A 21,544-nucleotide genomic window follows, 5' to 3' on the forward strand; every position below is an offset into this window, starting at 1 on the left:
TAAGCGTTTTTTTATTTCTATTAAGGATGAGTTTCCTCTAATACATAAGGAAAAAGTTGAAGATCAAAGCAAGCATCCATGCTTGCTTGATCTTCGATTGCCGTTATTAACATCCGCTGTTCTAACGTTATATTATCTCGATGCCATCCTTGAGCAATCCAACCCAAACTAAACGCCATTAGTGCAATCCATGCATATACCGCTAGTGTGTTGGACATGACCTAACTCCTTAGTCATTCGAGACAAAATTGACTTCACCGACTTTTATTATGATGAAAATGTGTTGCACTTTTTACTTGGTATCATCTTTTTCTTTTCCTGAAAAAAATTGATTACCTCGCTTACGTAACCAGATTTCGACTAATTGATAACCCACAATACCGAGCGCAGAGCCTATTCCCATTACTGCGACAGAATTAATTCCAGGCCATAAAATAAGCAGCGCACCAGCAACAACAGAAACTGCAGAGCCTAAAATAATTTTGCCGATGAACAATCTTAATGTCATTGTTTCATTCGCAACGAGCATCTTCCCTAATGCAATAAATGCGCCTACGATCACCAACGATATTAATGTGTTGTCATATTCATCCATGAATACACCTCATCTCTGATCACTTTTTATTTAACTGTAAAAAGAACCCTCACCTCCCAACATTCATCAGATAATCTGTAAAGAATTAGCAGCAACCACAACCCTGTGTAACTGAATAAATCCTGATTGAGGTAACATAAGTTCCTTTTATTTCAACTATGCGCAATATCCATTTGCGATAAACAACAAGCTATTCAGTTATATTACTGCTAACTTCCTTGTTAATTTACGATAGACATCCTTGTCTAATTATTCACTCACACTGAAAACCAACAAAATAAATAAATAATAAATTCAATATGTTGCTCATCTCCGTATGATTTAACGTGAAGCTATTATCTACAAAGTTTGTATTTCAGGCTAGTAAGTTTGTTCGGTTAACCTCGGCTATCAACTCTTAACCGACAATAACCGAATTATTCACCTTAACAAAAACAAATAAACTTGTTTTAAGCCTCTTTAAACGGCATAAAAACAAGTATTTATATAAAAAAACAATAAATAGGCTGGTTATAATACAAATTTCAGCTAATATAGAAGGTATTAAATATACCCATAACAAAGAGAAAAATGAGATGCGTGTGTTAACTATTTTTTGTCCTGAATGCGGTGAAAAAGCGCTTATAAAGAAAAGTAATCGTAAACACAAAGAGTTATCCGATCTCTATTGTGCTTGTCGTGATCCTGAATGTGGACATACCTTTGTGTTAAATCTCACGTTTAGCCATACTCTTATGCCAAGCGCAAAAAACAAAGATACATTGTTATTAGATGTTATTAAAAACCTTTCTCCAGAGCAGCGAGAGAAAGCACTCACTCTTTTGCAAGGCATGTAACCATCACGATCAGATACTCTCTTTTTCATTTATTTTTATGATCTTGCTCCCATTCTGGCAGGTTATTTGACTAACCTATTCTTATAGAAAGATAAATGATGTAGATTTATTTTTATACTAAATGAAAATAATTCTTATGTTTTAAATAATACAAACACCACGTGTTTGCCTATCCTTTACTTAATAATTTGTCAGCCGCATAGACCAGAAAATTGATTTCTGGTTTAAAGACTAAACACAAATTTCAAATGGAGCATTTAAGATGAAAAAGCTGATTAATCGAGTTGATGACGTGTTATCTGAACAACTACAAGGCTTTGCAAAGGCCCATCCTGAAATCAAACTTCATCCTTCTTCTTTTTATGTCACGCGAAAAGATGCTCCGATAAAAGGTAAAGTTGCGCTGCTATCCGGTGGCGGAAGCGGGCATGAACCCATGCATGCCGGCTTTGTAGGTAAAGGTATGCTCGATGGTGCATGTCCAGGTGAAATATTTACATCACCAACACCAGATAAAATGTATGACTGCGCCAAAGAGATTGATAGCGGTGAAGGTGTTTTAATGATCGTAAAAAACTACACGGGTGACGTGCTGAATTTTGAAACGGCAACAGAACTGCTTCATGACGATGGTGTAAAAATTGCCACAATATTAGTTGATGATGATGTGGCAGTAAAAGATAGCTTATATACCGCAGGACGTCGTGGTGTTGCCAATACCGTATTAATTGAAAAACTACTGGGTGCGGCAGCTGAAAGAGGCGACTCTCTTGATAAACTGGTTAAATTAGGCCATCACATTAATAACAATGGTTTTTCTATCGGTGTTGCCTTGGAAGCCTGTACAGTGCCTGCGGCAGGAAAACCTTCTTTTACTTTACCTGAAAATGAAATGGAATTTGGTGTTGGGATCCATGGCGAGCCAGGTATTGATCGCCGTAAATTTACTTCACTGAATGATACCGTTGATGCCATGTTTAATACCTTAATTGAAAATGGCCACTATCAACGGGTGATCCGTAATTGGGATCGTGAAAACGGCACTTGGATCGATGAAAATCAGGAAAAACAGCCTTTAAAATCTGGCGATCGTGTCATTGTTTTAGTTAATAACCTAGGTGCCACACCACAATCTGAACTTTATGGTGTTTATAACCGTTTAACCCAATGCTGTGAAAAATTCGGCTTAACCATCGAACGTTCTTTAATTGGTTCTTATTGCACTTCGCTCGATATGTCAGGGATCTCCATTACGTTATTAAAAGTGGATAACGAATTACTTACCTTATGGGATGCACCTGTTAATACACCGGCGATGGTGAAATAAGTTTTTAATGACAAAAAAAGGAACACGAAATGGCTTTAACTCATACTCAAATCATTCTTTGGTTAGAACAATGTGCATCACTTTTTGAACAAAATAGTGATTATCTGACAGACTTAGATCGTGAAATAGGTGATGCCGACCACGGCTTAAATATGAATCGTGGTTTTAGAAAGGTGCTTGAAAAACTGCCTGAATTTGAAAATCAAGATATTGGTACGATCCTTAAAACCACAGGCATGACGTTACTCTCAAATATTGGCGGAGCAAGTGGGCCTCTCTTTGGTACCTTCTTTATTCGTGCCGCAAAACCGACAGCTTCATTACAAAATTTAGAACTCAATCAACTTGTTGAAATGGTCACTGAAGGTGTAGAAGGTATTGTGAGCCGAGGAAAAGCACAGCCCAATGACAAAACCATGTGTGATGTTTGGTGGCCTGTAGTTGAGTCATTAAAACAATCTAATGAGCAAAACCTTTCTATCAAAGAAGCCCTTGATCAAGCACACATTGTGGCCGAAAAAGCCGCTGAAAATACCATTCCAATGCAAGCTCGAAAAGGGCGAGCAAGCTACTTAGGTGAACGCAGTATTGGGCATAAAGATCCCGGTAGTGCATCTGTTGTGCTAATGATACAAGCCCTTGCAAATAGCATTAACGCATAACTGACCAAGAAACCAATACAAGCAACCAATAAAGGTCTACCATGATAAATATTGTTATTGTTTCTCATAGTAAACATCTCGCTGATGGTGTGGCAGAGCTTGCCAGTCAGATGCTTAATCCGGCTCATTGCCAACTTGCAGTTGCCGCAGGTATCAACGATGAAGAACATGCAATTGGTACTGATGCCGTTAAAATTATGACGGCGATAGAATCGCTTTCTCAAGCACAATCAATTGTTGTGATGATGGATTTAGGCAGTGCAATATTAAGTGCAGAAACCGCGATTGAATTACTTGATCCTGAACTCGCTGAAAAAGTGACACTCTGCTCTGCACCATTAGTTGAAGGTACACTTGCAGCAGTTGTTGCCGCTTCTTCTGGCGCTTCTTTAGAAAAAGTTATTGAAGAAGCTTCAAACTCGTTATACCCCAAAAAAATTCAACTTGGCGAAAACTTCGTCCAGCCTAAAAATGATATTAATGCTCCCGTCAAAATCCAAGGTAAAGAGGCAAGCTGGGTCGTGCGTAATCCTCATGGTTTACATGTAAGACCTGCTGCCACCTTAGTAGAGGTACTTTCTACCTTTCATTCTGATTATCAATTAGTTAAAGGTGATAGACGAATTAATCCTCTGAGTTTAAATCAACTCTCATTAATACAAATTCGCCAAGGTGATGAAATAACACTAATTGCTTCTGGTGAGCAAGAAGATGAAGCAATCGCAGCCTTTCTTGAGCTCGCTCAAAATGGCTTTGGCGAAGAGCTCCCTTCTGACTCTGACACGACAACCTTAAAAGGCATTTTAACCCCTGTCGCCCAAATTAAAGCTCCAGCTTTTATTTGGCACGAAACTGAATTGTCGCCCGTAGAAAATTTGTCTGAATCAATAGATGTTGACACTCAAATCATCAAATTTAATCATGCTATCAAAAATACATTAAACGTTCTAAAACAGTATGCAGAAAAAGCCAATCAAACCTTAGGTGAACATATTGGGGCTATTTTTAATGGCCATATCATGATGTTAGATGATGATGAATTAATCACATCTGTAGTTGATCGTATTAAAGAAGAAAAGATTAACGCACAACAAAGCTGGTCTGATGAAATGCAAGAGAGAACACAGCTTTATTGTGCACTTACTGATCCTTATTTACGGGCACGTGAACTTGATCTCCGTGATCTGCGTAATCAAGTCCTCTATCAATTGCAAGATAAAACACGCCCTGCATTTACACCATCACAACCGGCTATTTTGGTAGCTAACGAGCTTTTCCCTTCCACCTTAATCCAATTAGCTGATAGTCCATTAGTTGGTATTGCTTTAGCCAAAGGTGATAGTCGTTCTCACAGCGCCATTATAGCCACTGAAATGCATTTACCAATGTTAGTGAATTTAGGGCCTGCACTATTAAAAGTGACTGAATCCCAGAAACTAAAACTAGATATAAACAAAGGTGAACTGATTATTGAATCGATCGCACCATAACCTCTTTTTAAATTAACTACATAAAAAACCCGCACTATCATGTGCGGGTAAACCCTCGAAATAACACGATTACCTTTAATACAACGTAAAAAACTAACTAGCAACCTGATAAAGATCATTTCTTATTTCCTTTTTAAAATAAGAAATCCAAACCATTCTATAAAAATAAATTTACTATTTTCTAATTTTCCTTTAATACCAATATATAATTAACTTGTAATTTAAATCTTTTTTATATCATCCAAAAAAGATAACTTATCCTTTAATGATGATATTCTTTTGACGGTATAATAAACATTAAGCAATTGTTTTTCACTCTGAATGAAAAATACAAATCGTAATTAGATAGTTTATTAATTTTAATTTATAGGAAATATAAAAACTTTATAGATAAAAAACAACGTAACTCAAAAAATGAGTAAACATGTAATTTTATCGTCATAATTAGAGCTATAACCCAATAAACAAAACATAACAGCATAAAATAACACGCATAGTCTATTATCGAATGTATTTATACAAAAAAAACTAAAAATTTTGAATAATAAATATTATAAAAAGCCATAAAGCATAAGATAAATTAATTAAATAAACATATAAATAACTAAATTTCGTTAAAAATAGATACAATTGATAAGATTTTATTACTTATTAAAATTAAGAAAAAATACTTATAGGATTATTCTTATCACTTTATTTTCCTATATTGTTTAAATTAATTCTATTAAATAATGTTTAATTATATTTATATCTAAATTAAAAAAACAAACACATTAAATAACAATCAGATTGATTTTATTTAAATATAAAGAATAAGCTTTTTATTTATGGAGGCTTAATAAAAGACATTAATAATACCCACCTCAAACCAATCAATAAAAGAGTTATTCTTTAAATATTTTCTTGAAATTATTTAAAGAGAAATTCTTTTATTTTAAGAATGTATCAGTGTATTTAATTTCTTTCATTAATAGAAAGATAAAAGCAATCTATTATAGATAATCATCAAAGGATATTTTATGAAAAAGCTGACATTGGCTGTTCTTGCTGTAGCTATTATGGGTGCAACTACTCTTGCTCAAGCTGATACTCGTAAAGCAAGCGCTGTTGCTTCATGGGATGCTAAAGCATACAAAGATACTAAAAGTATGTTAGTGGTTACACCATTAAAATCTTTAACTTTCTATTATGCAGAAGGTATTAAAGCGTTTAACTCTCAAGATGGTGCTTTCGATATCACAATCCAAGGTCAAGAAAAAGCAACTGACTTCAAACTGACATCAAAAATCATCACCGATAAATTAACGCGTGCATCTGATAACAGTGAATTAACTGTTGGTGTTAAATGGAATGGCACTGAATTAACTAACTCTACAGAAACCACAATGGTTGACGTAGCAGCAGGTACTTCTGCTGGCCTTGATTTCTTAGCACAAGAGGGTGCTTACAACGGTAAAGATCGTGTAAGTGGCCAAAGCCAATTCACCTTCAATATCGCTTCCGCAAAAATTGCTGGTACTGATGCTAAATTCTCTGATTTAGCTGATGGTTACTGGGATGGTGACGTTAAAGTTCAGTTTACTGCAACTTGGGAAGGCGACTTCACTTCAACTCCATAAGCCATAAAGTTAGTTTTTTAATAATTAAGGGGTGAGCGAATTTTCGCTCTCCCTCAAGGATTCGCTATGAAAAAAATAATATTAGCCTGTTTGAGTCCTTTGGTTTTTTATAGCCAATTTGCAGCAGCCATTCATGTCGGTGCCATTACCGAAACTATGCAATCTGACCAAACTATTCTTGCCAAAGAAATTGAAAATAATGTCGATCAGGCACGTTTAGTCGGATTATCTATTGAGCGTATTTCATCACCTTTAGAAGATGGAAAAGTGCTCCCTTTAGTCAATAACGAGATTTTGATCTCACCAGCAAACTTAATTTTGCCCGGCAAAACCAAAGAAAATTTTAAAATTTTCTATAAAGGCCCTAGTGATAATCAAGAACGTTACTATCGCTTAGTGTGGCGTGACGATCCGGTGACTGAAACGGGATCAACGCAAAGTGCAAAAGCTGCAACGGCAACAACGTCTGCCATGATAAGCACCATTTTAGTGGTTGCTCCTCGCCAAGAAAAATTCGATTACCGTTTCGATAAAAATGCTCGCATTGTCTACAACACAGGAAATAGCTCGTTTCGTACCGTCGCTACAGGTGATTGCATGCCAGATGCTGTGACAAAAAACGAAAATAATCGTTGTGGTGAACGCTATTACGTCATGCCAGGTCTTGGTGTCAAGTTAAAGCAAGTGGATGTTCAAAGTAAAAAATCAACTGTTGGTATTTGGCATAACGACGATTTTATTATTATAAATTAATTTAATAAGGACTCCTTGTGCGTAAATCTGTAGTGGCACTAGGCATTGCTATGTTCCTATTGTCCGAGAATACATATAGCCAACCAACCAGTTTAAAGATTGGTAATTATATTATTCCTAGCGTCTTTGCCACTGCATTAGAAGAAGGAATGACGATCCCTGTCTATTTACGTTATGACCGTTCTAATCAATCTGTATTAAACGAACAAAGTCGTAATAAAATTGCAGATGCACTTGTGGTACTTAAAGACAATCAGCTTACCATAAGTTCCATCACACCAACTTATGAGAGTGACGATTCTCAAGTTGCTTCTATTAATGAAAAAATTATTAGCTCACTTGTATCACTGAAAGATGCACAAATTGGACAACAAGGGAAAATAACACTCTCACCTGATGCCACTCTTGTGTTTGATTTAAACTCATTCATTATGACATTGGATGTCAGCGAAGCGGGTCTTGCAACACAAGTCAAAGCACGCACTGAAATGCTTGGCGAATCAACAGTAAGAAATATATCAGCAGTAACTACCTATGATTTAGGCGTCTATAACAATCAAATTAAACAGCAAAAAGATAACACCAATAGTTATTTTTCAATTGATAGTATCTGGAGTTTTGCTGAAAACCATTTGAATCTTAGTGCCACGGCTTATGGCCTAGGCACCGCAGAGCAATCTTTTGATTTTTATCGTGCTATGTTTGAGCGTGATTTTAATGGTCGCCGTTTTGCTTTTGGTCTATTAAATACTTGGAACTTACAATCTATCGCCTCTATGTCGGCGCTCAATAGCAGTAAAGTTTACGGTATTACCTACGGCAACAATTCCTCATCCAAGGTCAATCATTCACAGCTCTCTTTAACACCTATCACCGTCTTTTTACCCAGTGCTGGTGAAGTGCGTGTTTATCGTGATGGTAAATTATTAAGTATTCAAAACTTCCCAATGGGAAGCTTTGAAGTTGATACCGCGCCACTCCCTTTTGGTATTTATCAAGTCGAAGTCGAAGTCGTTATTGACGGTAAGGTTCACTCCAAACAAGCTCAAACAGTGAATAAAACCTTCAATATGCGAGGCGCAACATTAAATGAGTTTCGTTGGGAAATATTCTCAGGCTATGTCGATTATAAAAAGCGTATTAAAAATAGAGATAATGAATATAGAACATCGAACTCAGATAATACATGGCTTGTTGGGGGCGCAGGGACTGTTACTTTAGGCGTTTTTTCAGGGTTAAATTTACAAGCATCAACCTATGCATTTGATGATTTAACCGTACTTGAAACCAATGCTAATTTACAATTAAGTGAAAATATATCAACTAGTTGGCAATCACTTTTTGCTAACGATGGTAGTGATCGCAATATAATTACCGCATCTTATTCATTGCCCAAGGGTTTTGGCTCACTTTGGGTAAATAAAGAGAAAGGGAATATCAAAGATGATTTCCCGATGTATGACTCTGATAATTACTCTTTTGGTACTACCCTCAATTTGACTCAATTTTGGGAATATGCCGGATCATTTACCTATTCCTATACCAAAGATTTACGCGATAAAAACAAATCGAATAACTTTGAATATTCCACCACACTCTATAACGGACGTTACGGTAGCATGAGTTTGCGTACCGGTGTTCAACGTTATCACTACGATAACCAAAGTAGCACTAACGAAAAATACATCACACTGGATTTCTCACTACCACTCGCAACATGGCTTAGTGCCGGCGTTTCTTCTAGTAATGGTAATGTGCGTGGCGAGTTATCTGCATCGAAAAGCTTTGAAGATTCGGCTATTCGTAACGCAGGTTTATCGGTATCAACCTTATTACACGATAAAGACGGTACTGACAGTGATTTCTCTGTCAGTGGTTACGGCTCTTTTGATACCAAATACAGTACTGGTACGCTAACCATGAGTCGCCCTAATAATGATCGTTTAAATACTACGTTAACCGCTAGAGGTTCATTGGCATATAGTGATATGAATTTCTCTGCCAGTGGTAAACAAGAAACATCAGGGGTAATTGTTAAAACAGGCATTGATGGTGAAGGGCAAATTGCCGCCAACGTCAATGGCCAACGCTTTGTTTTATCCGGTAGCAATAACTTTATTCCGCTTTCTCCTTACGCGGAATATAAGGTCGAATTACTCAATGATAAAAACAGTGAAGATAGCTTTGATATCGCCTCAGGTCGAGTGAAAAACGTAGTGCTTTATCCGGGTAACGTTGCAGTACATCAACCTGAATTAAAACAAATGGTTACCGTATTTGGTCGAATGAAATCGCCTGATGGCACACTGTTAGCCAGTGCGCAAGTTCGTAACCATATCGGTCGCACTCAAACCGACCACCAAGGCCAATTTGCAATGGATGTTGATAAACGCTACCCAGTCATTTCATTACAACAAGATGATAAACAAATTTGTGAAGCTGAATTAGATCTTTCATCTGCACGTGGTGTGTTATGGGTAGGTGATGTGATTTGTGATCCGCAGACTACATTGGCGATTCGAAATTAAAAGGAATAATAATGATGATAAAGCCTTCTTTTTTAACACTTGGCCTTTTAACTACAGTCGCAATAAATTTATTTTCAATGCCAAGTTATGCAGGTGAAACTGATTATATTTTTATCGAAAATAATATCGATAATGAATATTTTATAGCACCACCAACAAGATCTAAGCCTCGTTTTTCTGGTGCTAATATATTAACTAAATATCCTGTTGGGCAAAAGAGTTTAGGTTATTTAGGACCATCAGAAAAATCTGATAGTTCATTTGCTAAAAAGGGGGAATATATGGATATTTGGCTAAAAGATTCCCCTATTGACTCCCCTTTTATTGGTAGTCGCTGTATGCAAAGTAGTGGTTGTCCTAATGACTTTACTCTTCATGCCGAACGAATTAAAAGTGATGGCAGTTATAAATCTTATTTATATACAAATGATGGACAGGCACTTTATGCACGTGGCGTACTTTCTATGTCGGCATATCAATTTTTTAGAAAGCTTCCTGTTGGAAATACAACAACATTAAATTATAACGCATGTTCAACTAAAATTGATTATGACGTTAATACTCAGAGTTGTGAATCTGTTGGTGGGAATTATCATATAAAAAATGACATGATCTCTTTAACTAAAACGGGTCATTTAACCTTAAAATCCACCAATGCTTTACAAGAGATTTTTGTTGATAGTAATGGTAATGCGGTATTAGGATTAGGTTCTAAGCTTTGTGAGAGTGCCGTTGTTAAAAAAGAGCAAGGTATAATGTGCGCTCTTGTCGCTTACAATTTCGAAGGTAGTCTTACAGGAAATAATATGGATATTGCTCTAAAACTTAATCCTTTAATAGATGGGCTTAAATCAAAAAGTTCACTCTATATTGGTGATGGTAAGAACGTATGGAATTCAGGTGGAACTTCAATAATAGATATAGATAAAATTGTTTATAATGGTGACGGTGATATTTACCTTTTTATGGGACAAGCTTTCTTAAAAGAAGTTATCACAAAAAAAATTGATTTAGCAAAAAGCCAAGAGCTATTTACTTTCTTCGTTGATAATACAAAATTATCTCAATCTGGCTATTATGAATTTACGCCTTCCAATACCTTAATTATAAAACCTCGTGATTATGGTGTTAGCATTGTTTCTAAAGAGATGATAAATAATCCTTATCGTGAAGGAAAAGTGGGCGATAAAGAGCCACCGCTAACCTTTGACTATATCGTTACCACCAGTGCATTTCGCCAAGCAAATAAAATTACAGCCGCAGTTGAAGGCCCTCAAATTACATTAAAAGGTCAGCCTTACTGCTTATTTAGCTCTAAAGATAAAAAAATTAATGTACCCTTTTCAGCTTATCTGACTTATACCGATGAAAGTGGTTCAAAAGTTAAAACCCGCACAGCTTGCGATAATGTACCTATCTCCATAAAAGAAGCCTTATGGACACAAACCACATGGCCTTATCCTTATCAATTAGAGGGTTATTTCTATCGTACCGATTTGCAATTAACCTTTCCGATGAATGAAGGAACATCTCTTTTCTCAATGGAAGGGGAAGACTGGATTGGCGTGGTAGAAGCCAGCGGTTATGTCAATGTATTTGCTGAATGGTCTGGCACAGATATTTACTAACAGTCAAGTTGGCTAATCAACGGGTATAAATTTAGTGTTTATACCCGTTTTGCTTTTGAACCTACATAATGTAATCTGGATTAACAGTATTATAGTGTGGTTTATTACTGATTATTAAAAAGCGAATTAAAGAGATAGAATGAAAAAAATATTAAAATTTATCAGTATATTAGTGCTCTCAGCACTAACATTTTCAACCCATGCTCTTTATGTAGGTTCTGAAGTTTTTACTCTTGAATCTGATAAAACCTTTTTCTCTCGCACTTATCTTAATAATACAGACAGAACGAATCTTTATAAAATTCATGTCTATAAAATCGAAAAACCGGGAGGCAAAGAAAAAGATGAAAAACAACTCCCTATCGATGATGGTGAAATACTTTACACACCGTTGCAAAAAGTATTATTACCTAATGAACATGAGTTTTTTAAATTATTTTATAAAGGTGCCAAAGACGATAAAGAGCGTTATTACCGAATTATTATTGAAGAAACTCCTGTTAACTTAGTACCTTATCAAGAAAACAGTAAACAGCCTTTAGTCGTTCCGACTGTTGGATTAAACACCGTGATGGTTATTCGTCCTCGTGAAATGAAATTCACTTATGATCATAATAATGTTGCTGGCACCATCAGAAACACAGGCAATACTTATTTCCGTTTACTGTTAAATGACAAATGCGATTCTGACGAAGAAAATGCCAAAATATTACAACTGTTACCCGGTGAAAGTTACCAACATCCTTGGCTAAAGAAAGAGCATAAACAGTTTATTATTGCCTTTGACCGTTATATTGGATTAGAGAATAATTGCACTACAAACTAACATAAATGCTGATTAAAAAAATAAAGGTAGCCTAATAAGCTACCTTTTTTATTATAAAATAAGTGATCCTACCTATTTCATAACCTTTCCTGTTATTTCCTCTCATTTGAAAGAAAATGTAACTTTGTTAAATATATAATTTTTGCAAATACATAATTAATTAAATTAATTTATATTTTGTCATATTTATCATTTTTAACTTTTGAGTAATAATCATAAAAAGATAACAATAACAATATAAGTTATTGATAATTAATTATTTTACATTATTAACGATAAAGTTATTTTTATTACATTTTATTCCTATTTTTTTATGACGTTTTTAATAAACTATTTTTCAAATTTATTCGATAATTTATCTAATGATTCATCTTTTTTGGATGCTCATAATTTTATTTATAAATTCATGAAAAAAACTTTTTAGCCGATATTGCTATTAACGTCGATAATTTTTTAGGAATAAACCATGAAAAAATACCACGTCTTACTAAGCCTATTACTGACAGCATTTACCACAACTGCAACTTACGCAAACAACAGTGCTTCTATACAAACTGTTGCAAATTGGCATGCTACAGCAGTAAAAAAACCACAAAGTGAATTAGGTGTTACCCCTTTAAATGCCCTACATTTTGAAGTAACAGAAAATAACCGCTTTAATACACAAAATGGGACTTTTGATATCACTGTTAAAGATGCCGAAGGGGCAACAGACTTTAAATTAACTTCGAAAATTATTAGTAATGAACTTAAAAATGCGACTGATAATTCTGTATTAACAGTGAAAGCAGACTGGAACGGTAAAACATTATCAAATAATCAAGAAACCGTTATTCTCGATAATCAAAAAGGTATTCATCATGGGCTGGTGGCTGAGAATAAAGAATCAGAGAAAAGCGAGTTAAAAAGTCTTCAAAGTGCTTTTTTATTTAATGTTATCAATGGTTCTCAAACTGTTGCATCATTACCAGAAGGTTTATGGGAAGGCGCTTTGCGTATTGAATTTACCAGTAAGTGGTCAGGCGATTTTGTAACTCTCGCTGCAAGATAATTCAATCGATGTATCTTAAAAGAAAAAATGCGAAAGAGCGCCGGTATGGCGCTTCTTTGTTATTCCATAGGATCTAAATCAAACCTTCGGTTTATAGCTATCTTTATCAAGATCGTGCTTTTTCATCCGTAAATACAGCTTCTTACGAGGAATACCTAAATAATCCGCCACATCACTAACACGACCTGCAAATAAATATAATGCATCCTCAATTAATCGGCGCTCATATTCATCAACTAAGTTGTCCAAAGGGCCTTCTGGTGGAATAATAGCTCTATGTTGTTCACTATCCACCATCTTCACAATACCTACCGCATACAATTCAGCCACATTTCGTAACTCTCGAATATTACCCGGCCAATCATAACGTTTTAAAATATCAAGATAATTACGATCAATCTTCGGTACCGCAATACCAAGTCGCTGCGCACTTTGTCTCAAAAACGCTCTAAATAGCGGAATAATATCAGGGCGTCTCGCACTTAGCGGAGGCAATGAAAAAGTGATTTGTGAAAAATAGTAATAAAATTCAGGGATTAACCGCCCTTCTGTTACCAATTGCTGTGTATTATTTTCTAAAATTGCAATCGTTCTAAAATGGCGCTTTCCTTGGCGTTCCATATCTAACAAATAAGAACTTAACCAGCGTTGTGCTTCTGAGGATAAATCATAAGGAGAACGCAAAATCAGCGTTCCTACTTCATCCGCTTCAATTTGAGCAATAACCTGTTTAATATCAGATAAATTCTGGCAATCCACAGTTTGGATCGCTTTATCGCTGTGCGGGCTTAACTCATGTAAGAGTTGAGCAAGAAGGTGACGCCCTGTTCCCATCTCGCCTTCTATCATTAAGTCTTTATCGATATCGGCAATTTGTTGTACTTGCTCTCTAATCGCAGTGATTTGTGCGCTATCACCCACTAATCGCTCTTGAGTTGTGCTGATTACCGCATTTCTAAGGGCAAGAATAGACTGTCGTTCTTTATGTGCTTTTGCCACCAACTCTAAGAATAATGGCGGATTAATTGGCTTTTCAATAAAGTCATAAGCGCCTTTTTTTACTGCCTCAACAGCCAGCGGTATATCGCCATGCCCAGTGATCATAATAACTGGGATACGAGGATCAATGTGTTTAATACGTTCAAGCACTTCCATACCATTCATTGCTGGCATATAGATATCGAGCACAACAGCACCCTGCCACTCTGGTGTTAAAAGGCTAAGTGCTTTTTCAGGCGAATCAGTTACTCTGGCAACCATACCCGCGAGGTTAAGTAAATGACGATAAGATTCAAGAATATCTTCATCATCATCAATTAATAGAACATCAATATCAGGCATGAGTGATTGTGTCATCAGTAAACTCCAAAACAACCATAGCGCCACCGTTTAACGCTGAGGCCAAATAAATTTCATAACCAAACCGTTGCATAATAGAACGGCAAATGGATAACCCTAACCCAAGCCCCACATCTTTTGTTGTGGTAAACGGGGTAAATAGTTTTGGTAAAACAGCAGAATTGAACCCTTTTCCACTATCCGCGATCCCCACTAATTTCCTTTTAGGATCAGCAGATAAGAGATCGATAGTGATCTGACTTTCACCAATACCCGCAATGGCGTCCATCGCATTAACAAATAGATTAACCAAAACTTGCTCGATTTGAGTCGGGTCAGCACAAATGGTTAATTCATCAGGAATATTATTCGTAATGATGCACTGCTCTCGCTTGGAACGAGACTCTACCAGCACCATCGCACTTTCCACCAGCTCTTTTAATGGTGCTGATACAAAACTAATTTCAGATGATGATTTACGAGAGAAATTACGCAATGCTGTAATGATTCGATTCATTCGCGCGCAAAGCTTTTCAATACGCTCTATAGAATCAGGCAATTGATCGTATTTTTCCATCTGCATGGTCAGTTTTGCGCTATACAAATAGGTATTAATTGCAGAAAGAGGCTGATTAAGTTCATGCGCAAGACTTGTCATTGCTTGGCCTACAACCGCCATTTTAGCGGCTTGCACCAACTCTTCTTGCGTTTGAATTAAGTGTTTTTGTGCTTGTTCACGACGCACAATCTCTTCATTTAATTGCTGATTCTTATCCTGCAGATCTTGAGTTTTTAATGCCACCAGCCTTTGAAGCTCTAATCGACTTAACTCTTGGCGCGTAATATCCGTGATAGTAACAATATATTTATGTTCATCTTTATGCGGATACTCTCGAATATTAAATTGTAAAAAATGTGGCTCACCTGCTTTTACCATGCGAATAGTACATTCACTCTGCCCTAAACGGTAAAGCTGACTGGTTGAGCTAAATTGCGCTTTAAGCATTGTGCTCGCCTCACCGCTAAATAGTAACCAAAGCGGCTTATTACTTTGCTCTTTTCCTGTTCCTAATAACGTTGCCGCACTTGGATTAACTGTTTCCATCCTGCCATCGTGGTGACAGGTAATTAAACTCGCATCAGTGTTATTAATAAGATTTAACGCATTACTAGCTTCAACTTCTTTCATTTGACGCCAAAATCTACGAAGTCGCCGACTTAATAGACCAATTTCGTCTTGTCCTTCAATCAATACAGGCTCGGTTAAATTACCTTTGGCAACATGCGCTAAGTCATCACTTAGTTTATTCAATCTTGCGATAAGTCTTCTATCAATTAAGATTTTCATCACAATAATACTGAGTAATAAAGAAGCGACAATGATCGCTACAATAACAATTTTCCCTGTTGCCATCAGTTTACGGGTATTGCCATTGAGTTTATTTAACACTTCACTGGTCGCCAACACATTACCACTTACGGCATTATCAAACTGAGATAATTTTTCATTTAATTCAGGGGTTAATGCTTTAAGCTTTTTTTCGTTTTCTACATCATCAATCAGTGTTTGATAAATATCACCATCATAACGAGTGATAGAAATAATCTCTTGTAATACCTGTCGGTGAGCAATGGTTGACGGATAGCTTTTTAGTTTCTGATTTAACGAAATAATTTCATCAATTTTGACACTGATATAGTGAAAAGCGACATCAATATCACGGCTATAACGTTGATGAGCAATTTCTTCAACTAAACCAATTAATTCATTCTCAGTGGTAAATAATTCTTGTAATAACGTTGATTCTAATAACAGTTGTAAGCTATTTTCCTGCACATTTTTTTCATTGAGCATTTGGCTGACATGCCACTCAATTTCATTAAGTAGCGGTTTAATATCTTCACCAACAGCATCATGCATCCAAGCCAATTGTCCCAATAATTGAGCAAGGCGATTCTCTAATTCACGTCGTTTATCGAGTAATACATCTTGTTGATAAATGAGCTCTGATAATTCATCGACAAGTTGAGTATAAAAATCACGTTGCGGTGTTTGTTCAATAGGGAATTCACGTAAATTATCTAATAACTGATGAATTTCCTGCTGTTGTTGCTCTGAAACTGATTTTCTCTGTGTCTGCTCTCGCTCTTTTAATAGCATTTGTAAATTGGTGCTATAACGCTCCATATTATAGCTGGTGGTTAACATCGGTAGAGACTCTCCCACTGACGCATTAATTTGTGTCGCCAGCTTTCCCCACATAAAAAAGATAACCACACCAATCAATAAGGTGAGTAAAGAACTAAAGATAAACGCCATATACAGGCGTCTACCTAGTTTGCCAAATTGTTTAGGCACTAATAATTTCATCCGTAATACCTTTCATAAAAACAGCGCTTCCTGCTGTATATCTGAACCACAAGGCGGTTAGGGTGATTTTGTTTCTTTCAATAAAACCAGTGCTTGTTCAAGCCTTTCAGCTTCTAATGTACGCCATTGATATAGCACAGCTAACGCTTGATCAGAGTATTCACGCTGATCGGCTTCCTTCATAAATAACGCTTGTAATGTCGGTGAATTAGCCTCTTTTTCACTAATAAGCACTGAACTTGCTATTTTTCGTGCTTTACTGATCGCAGAAATGCGTTCTGGGGTTTTATTTTCCTGTCTTTCTGCTTCATGGATATCATTCCAAACTTGGCGCATTAAAGGAAAATTATGCGTGATCATTTGATCAAATAACGCATTCACCACTTCACTACGACGATAAGCCTCATTACTGTTTAAAATAAATTCTGTGTTATTAGCAAGTTCATCGTTATTACCTAAGATCTCTTTGCTTAATGGGATCTTTGCCATATCACTCTTATAGATGATCTCTTGTCCTTCATCCGATAAAAGAAAGGCAATAAATTTGGCCGCGGTGTCTCTTTTACTGCTTTCCGCCACAATGGCGACATAAGCTGGCAAAATAATCGATTTATCAAAATAGCTAAACTCAACAAAATCAAAGCGTTTTTGATGGTTAAAAGCGTAGTTATCAATAATTGGCCCAGCACCGACAATACCTCTGGCAATAGCATCACTAACACGTGAACTACGTGCGGAAATGGAAGAAAGATTACCACTGGTTTCTAGTAAGATCTGCCATCCTCGCTCCCAGCCATACTCTTGTAGCACATTTTCCACCATCAATTGCATCGTGCCAGAGTTCGCTGGTGTGGTCATGGTTAAGTGCCCTTGATAAATCGGATCACTTAAATCAATCCAGCTTTTCGGTGCAGGAAGTCCCAACTTTTGCAAGTATTGTGTATTGCTCATAATACCAATGCCGGAATAACCAACTGTGGTTATTTTATCGTTTAAGATATCACTGTGACGCATCAACCATTTTGGCGTTTCATACTTAACAGGTAATCGCGCCAGTAGCCCTTCTCTATCTAGATGATGAAAAAAGTTAGCCGAGGACGACATCACAATATCAACAGGCTGTGTGGGATATTGTTTCATCATACGTGTTGCTATTGCGACACGACGATAAACCACTTGCACTTTGGTATCAGGATAACGTGCACTAAAAGCTTCTGTGAGTGGTCGCATTGGTGTATCTGAAAGCGTCGTCAATATAACAAGTGGCTGCTCATCACTACGCACTGGTGTGATAAACAGCCAACTAAACAATAAACAGACGAGGCTTAGTGTTATTTTTATTCTCATGACATACCCCTGGTTTTGTTTTGAATAAACATAAAAATGTGTCGAACTTCAAACTTCTGATATTTAGCAATATTTATTATTTTGGGCTAATGAGTCCTTAATGACCCATTTACAACAATGATACGACGATATCTTCACTCATTTTTAAACCAACGCCTAATAGCGATGTTACAAATTTGACTCACCGATTCAGCCGAATGTGTCATCGATGACTCAAATTCCGTGTTTTGCACCAAGATGACCTAAATGAATAGCATCAGCTCTGAAAACCAAAATCAGCTTCAGACATGAATAATATTCGGAGTCATCTCTATGCTAAGTTTCTTTAAAACCAGAAAGGATCTGCCGCTAATAGAAGCGTCAAGTGAAAAGATCCGCGCAATATATAAAAAGCACCAATGGCAGGTCTTCTTTGGTCTTGTTCTTGGTTATGCCATGTTCTATGTGGTTCGTATGGCACTCAGTGTGGTGAAAAAACCTATGCTGGATGCAGGTATCGTAACCACCGCTGAACTCGGTTTAATGGGTTCTGCGTTCTTCTTTACCTACGCATTTGGTAAGTTCTCTAACGGCTTCTTGTCGGATTATGCCAATATTGGACGCTTTATGTCCATCTCGTTAATTGCCTCATCCTTCATTTGTATTTTTATGGGGATGTCAACCGCGAGCCTGTTCTTTATCCTGTTATGGGGTATTAACGGTTGGTTCCAATCTGTTGGTTCAGCGCCTTCTTGTGTCTCTATCTTCCAGTGGTTCTCACCAAAGCAACGCGGTACGGTTTATTCCATCTGGGGTGGCTCGCGTAATATTGGTGAAGCAATTACCTGGATCTTGACTGCAACCATAGTGAGCTTCTTCGGCTGGCGTGCAGGTTTTATCGGTGCAGGTATCGCAGGTATTGCTGCGGGTATCATCTTACTGATGATTTTAAAAGACCGTCCTCGTACTTATGGCTTACCTGATCCAGCAACTGCGTATGGCGAAGAATCAGAAGCGATTAAATCAAGTGATCCTAAAGAAACTCGTCGCGCTCAGTTATTCGTATTAAAACAACCAACAGTGTGGATCATCGCAGCGGCTTGTGCGGCTATGTATATCTCTCGCTACGCAATCAGTTCATGGGCAGTCCTTTACCTACAAGGTTCAAAAGGTTACTCACTGATTGATGCAGGTTTCGCCATGTCTACTTACCCAATCGCGGGTTTCTTCGGCGCAATCTTAGCGGGTATGGCTTCTGACAAACTGTTTAATGCTAACCGTCATATTCCAACACTAATTTACGGTATCGCCAACATCGCAGGTTTTGCGCTGATGTTCTGGGGTCCACAAAGCCGTGTTATGGATGCTGTTGCACTAAGTATGGTTGGTTTTGCAATGGGCGGTCTGGTTGTGTTCCTAGCAGGTTTAACCGCTTGTGACCTGATGCCGAAAAACGCAGTAGGTGCAGTAAAAGGCTTTATCGGACTGTTTGCTTATATTGCAGCATCCGCTCAAGAATTAATTTCAGCATCACTGATTAAAGTGACTCAAGTTGGCGATATCACTCACTACGACTTTACCACAGTGCAGTATTTCTGGATTGGTTCTGCCATCGTTTCCATGATTTTAGCAACGCTAGTCTGGAATGCGAAAAAAGTTACTATTTAAATTAATAAATTAAGTTGTCACTGAGGGATGCCATAAAGCATCCCTCCTTAAAAAGAGAATGTCATTATGCGTAAGACAAAAATTGTTGCGACTCTTGGCCCAGCTAGCTGCTCAGAACAGATGATTGAAAAGCTGATTTTGGCAGGCGCTAACGTATTTCGTTTAAACTTTTCACATGGCACTAGCGAACAGCATCAAACAACAGCCGCAACTATCCGTCAGGTCGCAGAAAAACATCGTGTATTCATCGGGATCTTAGCTGACCTGCAAGGCCCAAAAATTCGTATTGCCAATTTTAAACATGATTCAGTTCAATTAAAACAAGGTGATAGCTTTATTCTAAATGCTGATTTAGACAGCACATTAGGCGACGAGCAACAAGTTGGATTGGATTACCCACAACTTGTTCAGGAAGTCACACCAGGGAATATTCTGTTACTTGATGATGGTAATATTCAATTACAAGTCAGTGCCGTAAATAATAATAAAATAGAGACTGTCGTTACTGTTGGTGGAAAATTATCTAACCGTAAAGGAATTAACTTACTCGGTGGTGGTTTATCTGCACCTGCATTAACAGAGAAAGACAAACAAGACATACACACAGCAGCCGCTATTCAAGCAGATTACATTGCCGTTTCATTCCCTCGTAATGGTGCGGATATTGAATATGCCCGTGATTTAGTAATAGCAGCAGGAAGTCACGCCAAAATCGTTGCTAAAGTTGAGCGCGCAGAAGTGGTTTCTTGTGAAGAAAATATGGATGACATTATTAAAGCATCCGATGTCATTATGGTAGCACGAGGTGATCTCGCCGTTGAAATCGGTGATGCCAGCTTACCAGGCGCACAAAAACAACTAATTGCACGTTGTCGCGCATTAGGTTGCCCTGTCATTACTGCAACTCAAATGATGGAATCGATGATTGAAAGCCCAATGCCAACCCGTGCCGAAGTAATGGATATCGCGAATGCTGTTGGTGATGGCACTGATGCTGTAATGCTTTCCGCTGAAACTGCGGCAGGAAAATACCCAGTCGAGGCGGTTAGTGCAATGGCGCGTGTTGCTGAAGGAGCCGAACGCTCTTTTGCAGCTAATGCTGAAAACCCATGGCAATCACCGTCTTACTATTCACAAACTGGTCGTTGGATTGCTCTGGCTGCTGCGACAACCGCCTTCCATGATGACAAACATTTAAGCGTTGCCGCATTAACAGAAAACGGCAAATCAGTGACCTTATTGTCACGCTTTATGCCAAACAACAACGTATATGCATTAACAGATAATCCAGCACTTGCGGGTCAGCTCACCGTATTACGCGGTGTAACACCAGTTGCTTATCAACGTCATAACAATAGTGATTGTGATGAAAGCATCATGCAAAAACTGCAAGCAGAAGGATTATTAACAGACATGAATTCACTCTTAATCACCCGTTTATCAACCTTTGAAAAAACCGGTGAAAGCGATTGCTGTCATCTTGTTCCTGTAAAACAAGTTGAAGCAGCAACAGCTTGAGTGTCTTC

At 37.4% G+C, this 21,544-nt stretch carries 17 protein-coding genes; 12 read left to right on the top strand and 5 right to left on the bottom strand.

Annotation, left to right across the window (positions count from 1 at the left end; translation table 11 throughout):
• Positions 1 to 20: 20 nt before the first annotated feature.
• The gene (locus LG402_RS17705) at positions 21 to 218 is read right to left on the bottom strand and encodes a hypothetical protein (protein ID WP_166540064.1); all 198 of its coding nucleotides are present in this window, start codon (positions 216 to 218) and stop codon (positions 21 to 23) included.
• A 74-nt stretch (positions 219 to 292) separates the two neighbouring features.
• Positions 293 to 595 carry a phage holin family protein gene (locus tag LG402_RS17710; RefSeq protein WP_109410219.1) on the bottom strand — a complete coding sequence of 101 codons (303 nt, stop codon included), beginning with the start codon at positions 593 to 595 and terminating at the stop codon, positions 293 to 295.
• A gap of 575 nt (positions 596 to 1,170) precedes the next feature.
• On the opposite strand from LG402_RS17710, the gene LG402_RS17715 reads away from it, so the two are divergent.
• The 10 genes from LG402_RS17715 to LG402_RS17760 all read left to right on the top strand — a co-directional run bounded on the left by LG402_RS17715 (position 1,171) and on the right by LG402_RS17760 (position 13,315).
• Positions 1,171 to 1,431: an ogr/Delta-like zinc finger family protein gene (locus tag LG402_RS17715; RefSeq protein WP_023582814.1), complete on the top strand. Its 261-nt coding sequence runs from the start codon at positions 1,171 to 1,173 to the stop codon at positions 1,429 to 1,431.
• Positions 1,432 to 1,693: 262 nt separating this feature from the next.
• The gene (gene dhaK, locus LG402_RS17720) at positions 1,694 to 2,758 is read left to right on the top strand and encodes a dihydroxyacetone kinase subunit DhaK (RefSeq protein ID WP_227336059.1); all 1,065 of its coding nucleotides are present in this window, start codon (positions 1,694 to 1,696) and stop codon (positions 2,756 to 2,758) included.
• A gap of 29 nt (positions 2,759 to 2,787) precedes the next feature.
• Positions 2,788 to 3,420 carry a dihydroxyacetone kinase subunit DhaL gene (dhaL, locus tag LG402_RS17725; RefSeq protein WP_109410221.1) on the top strand — a complete coding sequence of 211 codons (633 nt, stop codon included), beginning with the start codon at positions 2,788 to 2,790 and terminating at the stop codon, positions 3,418 to 3,420.
• A 41-nt stretch (positions 3,421 to 3,461) separates the two neighbouring features.
• Positions 3,462 to 4,910 carry a dihydroxyacetone kinase phosphoryl donor subunit DhaM gene (gene dhaM / locus LG402_RS17730; RefSeq protein ID WP_166540066.1) on the top strand — a complete coding sequence of 483 codons (1,449 nt, stop codon included), beginning with the start codon at positions 3,462 to 3,464 and terminating at the stop codon, positions 4,908 to 4,910.
• Positions 4,911 to 5,929: 1,019 nt separating this feature from the next.
• Positions 5,930 to 6,529, top strand: coding sequence for a common pilus major fimbrillin subunit EcpA (ecpA, locus tag LG402_RS17735; protein ID WP_227336060.1), 600 nt, complete (start codon positions 5,930 to 5,932; stop codon positions 6,527 to 6,529).
• 66 nt (positions 6,530 to 6,595) lie between these two features.
• Positions 6,596 to 7,282: a hypothetical protein gene (locus tag LG402_RS17740; protein WP_227336061.1), complete on the top strand. Its 687-nt coding sequence runs from the start codon at positions 6,596 to 6,598 to the stop codon at positions 7,280 to 7,282.
• Between the two features lie 17 nt (positions 7,283 to 7,299).
• Positions 7,300 to 9,810 (top strand): CS1-pili formation C-terminal domain-containing protein, encoded by a 2,511-nt coding sequence (locus LG402_RS17745; protein ID WP_227336062.1) that lies wholly within the window; start codon positions 7,300 to 7,302, stop codon positions 9,808 to 9,810.
• Positions 9,811 to 9,821: 11 nt separating this feature from the next.
• Complete coding sequence (locus LG402_RS17750; RefSeq protein ID WP_227336063.1) at positions 9,822 to 11,438, top strand: fimbrial protein; 1,617 nt, start codon at positions 9,822 to 9,824, stop codon at positions 11,436 to 11,438.
• Between the two features lie 139 nt (positions 11,439 to 11,577).
• The gene (locus tag LG402_RS17755) at positions 11,578 to 12,264 is read left to right on the top strand and encodes a fimbrial protein (protein ID WP_208105149.1); all 687 of its coding nucleotides are present in this window, start codon (positions 11,578 to 11,580) and stop codon (positions 12,262 to 12,264) included.
• 466 nt (positions 12,265 to 12,730) lie between these two features.
• Positions 12,731 to 13,315 carry a common pilus major fimbrillin subunit EcpA gene (locus LG402_RS17760; protein ID WP_109410034.1) on the top strand — a complete coding sequence of 195 codons (585 nt, stop codon included), beginning with the start codon at positions 12,731 to 12,733 and terminating at the stop codon, positions 13,313 to 13,315.
• A 78-nt stretch (positions 13,316 to 13,393) separates the two neighbouring features.
• Here LG402_RS17760 and LG402_RS17765 read toward each other — a convergent pair whose 3' ends face one another.
• The 3 genes from LG402_RS17765 to LG402_RS17775 are packed head-to-tail and all read right to left on the bottom strand — an operon-like array spanning position 13,394 to position 18,371.
• Entirely contained in the window at positions 13,394 to 14,671 is a 1,278-nt protein-coding gene (locus LG402_RS17765; RefSeq protein WP_109410035.1) for a sigma-54-dependent transcriptional regulator, read from the bottom strand.
• Complete coding sequence (locus LG402_RS17770; protein ID WP_166540069.1) at positions 14,649 to 17,024, bottom strand: ATP-binding protein; 2,376 nt, start codon at positions 17,022 to 17,024, stop codon at positions 14,649 to 14,651. Before LG402_RS17770 ends, LG402_RS17765 begins: the two co-directional genes overlap by 23 nt.
• Positions 17,025 to 17,081: 57 nt before the next feature.
• Positions 17,082 to 18,371, bottom strand: a complete 1,290-nt coding sequence (locus LG402_RS17775) for an ABC transporter substrate-binding protein (RefSeq protein ID WP_166540070.1) — start codon at positions 18,369 to 18,371, stop codon at positions 17,082 to 17,084.
• A 312-nt stretch (positions 18,372 to 18,683) separates the two neighbouring features.
• Here LG402_RS17775 and LG402_RS17780 point away from each other — a divergent pair, with 312 nt between their 5' ends.
• Together LG402_RS17780 and pyk are read left to right on the top strand one after the other, a co-directional pair.
• The gene (locus LG402_RS17780; RefSeq protein WP_227336064.1) at positions 18,684 to 20,018 is read left to right on the top strand and encodes an MFS transporter; all 1,335 of its coding nucleotides are present in this window, start codon (positions 18,684 to 18,686) and stop codon (positions 20,016 to 20,018) included.
• A gap of 66 nt (positions 20,019 to 20,084) precedes the next feature.
• Positions 20,085 to 21,536, top strand: a complete 1,452-nt coding sequence (gene pyk, locus LG402_RS17785; RefSeq protein WP_166540072.1) for a pyruvate kinase — start codon at positions 20,085 to 20,087, stop codon at positions 21,534 to 21,536.
• Positions 21,537 to 21,544: the final 8 nt, after the last annotated feature.

The organism is Proteus sp. NMG38-2 (assembly GCF_020640995.1).
Taxonomy (GTDB): Bacteria; Pseudomonadota; Gammaproteobacteria; order Enterobacterales; family Enterobacteriaceae; genus Proteus.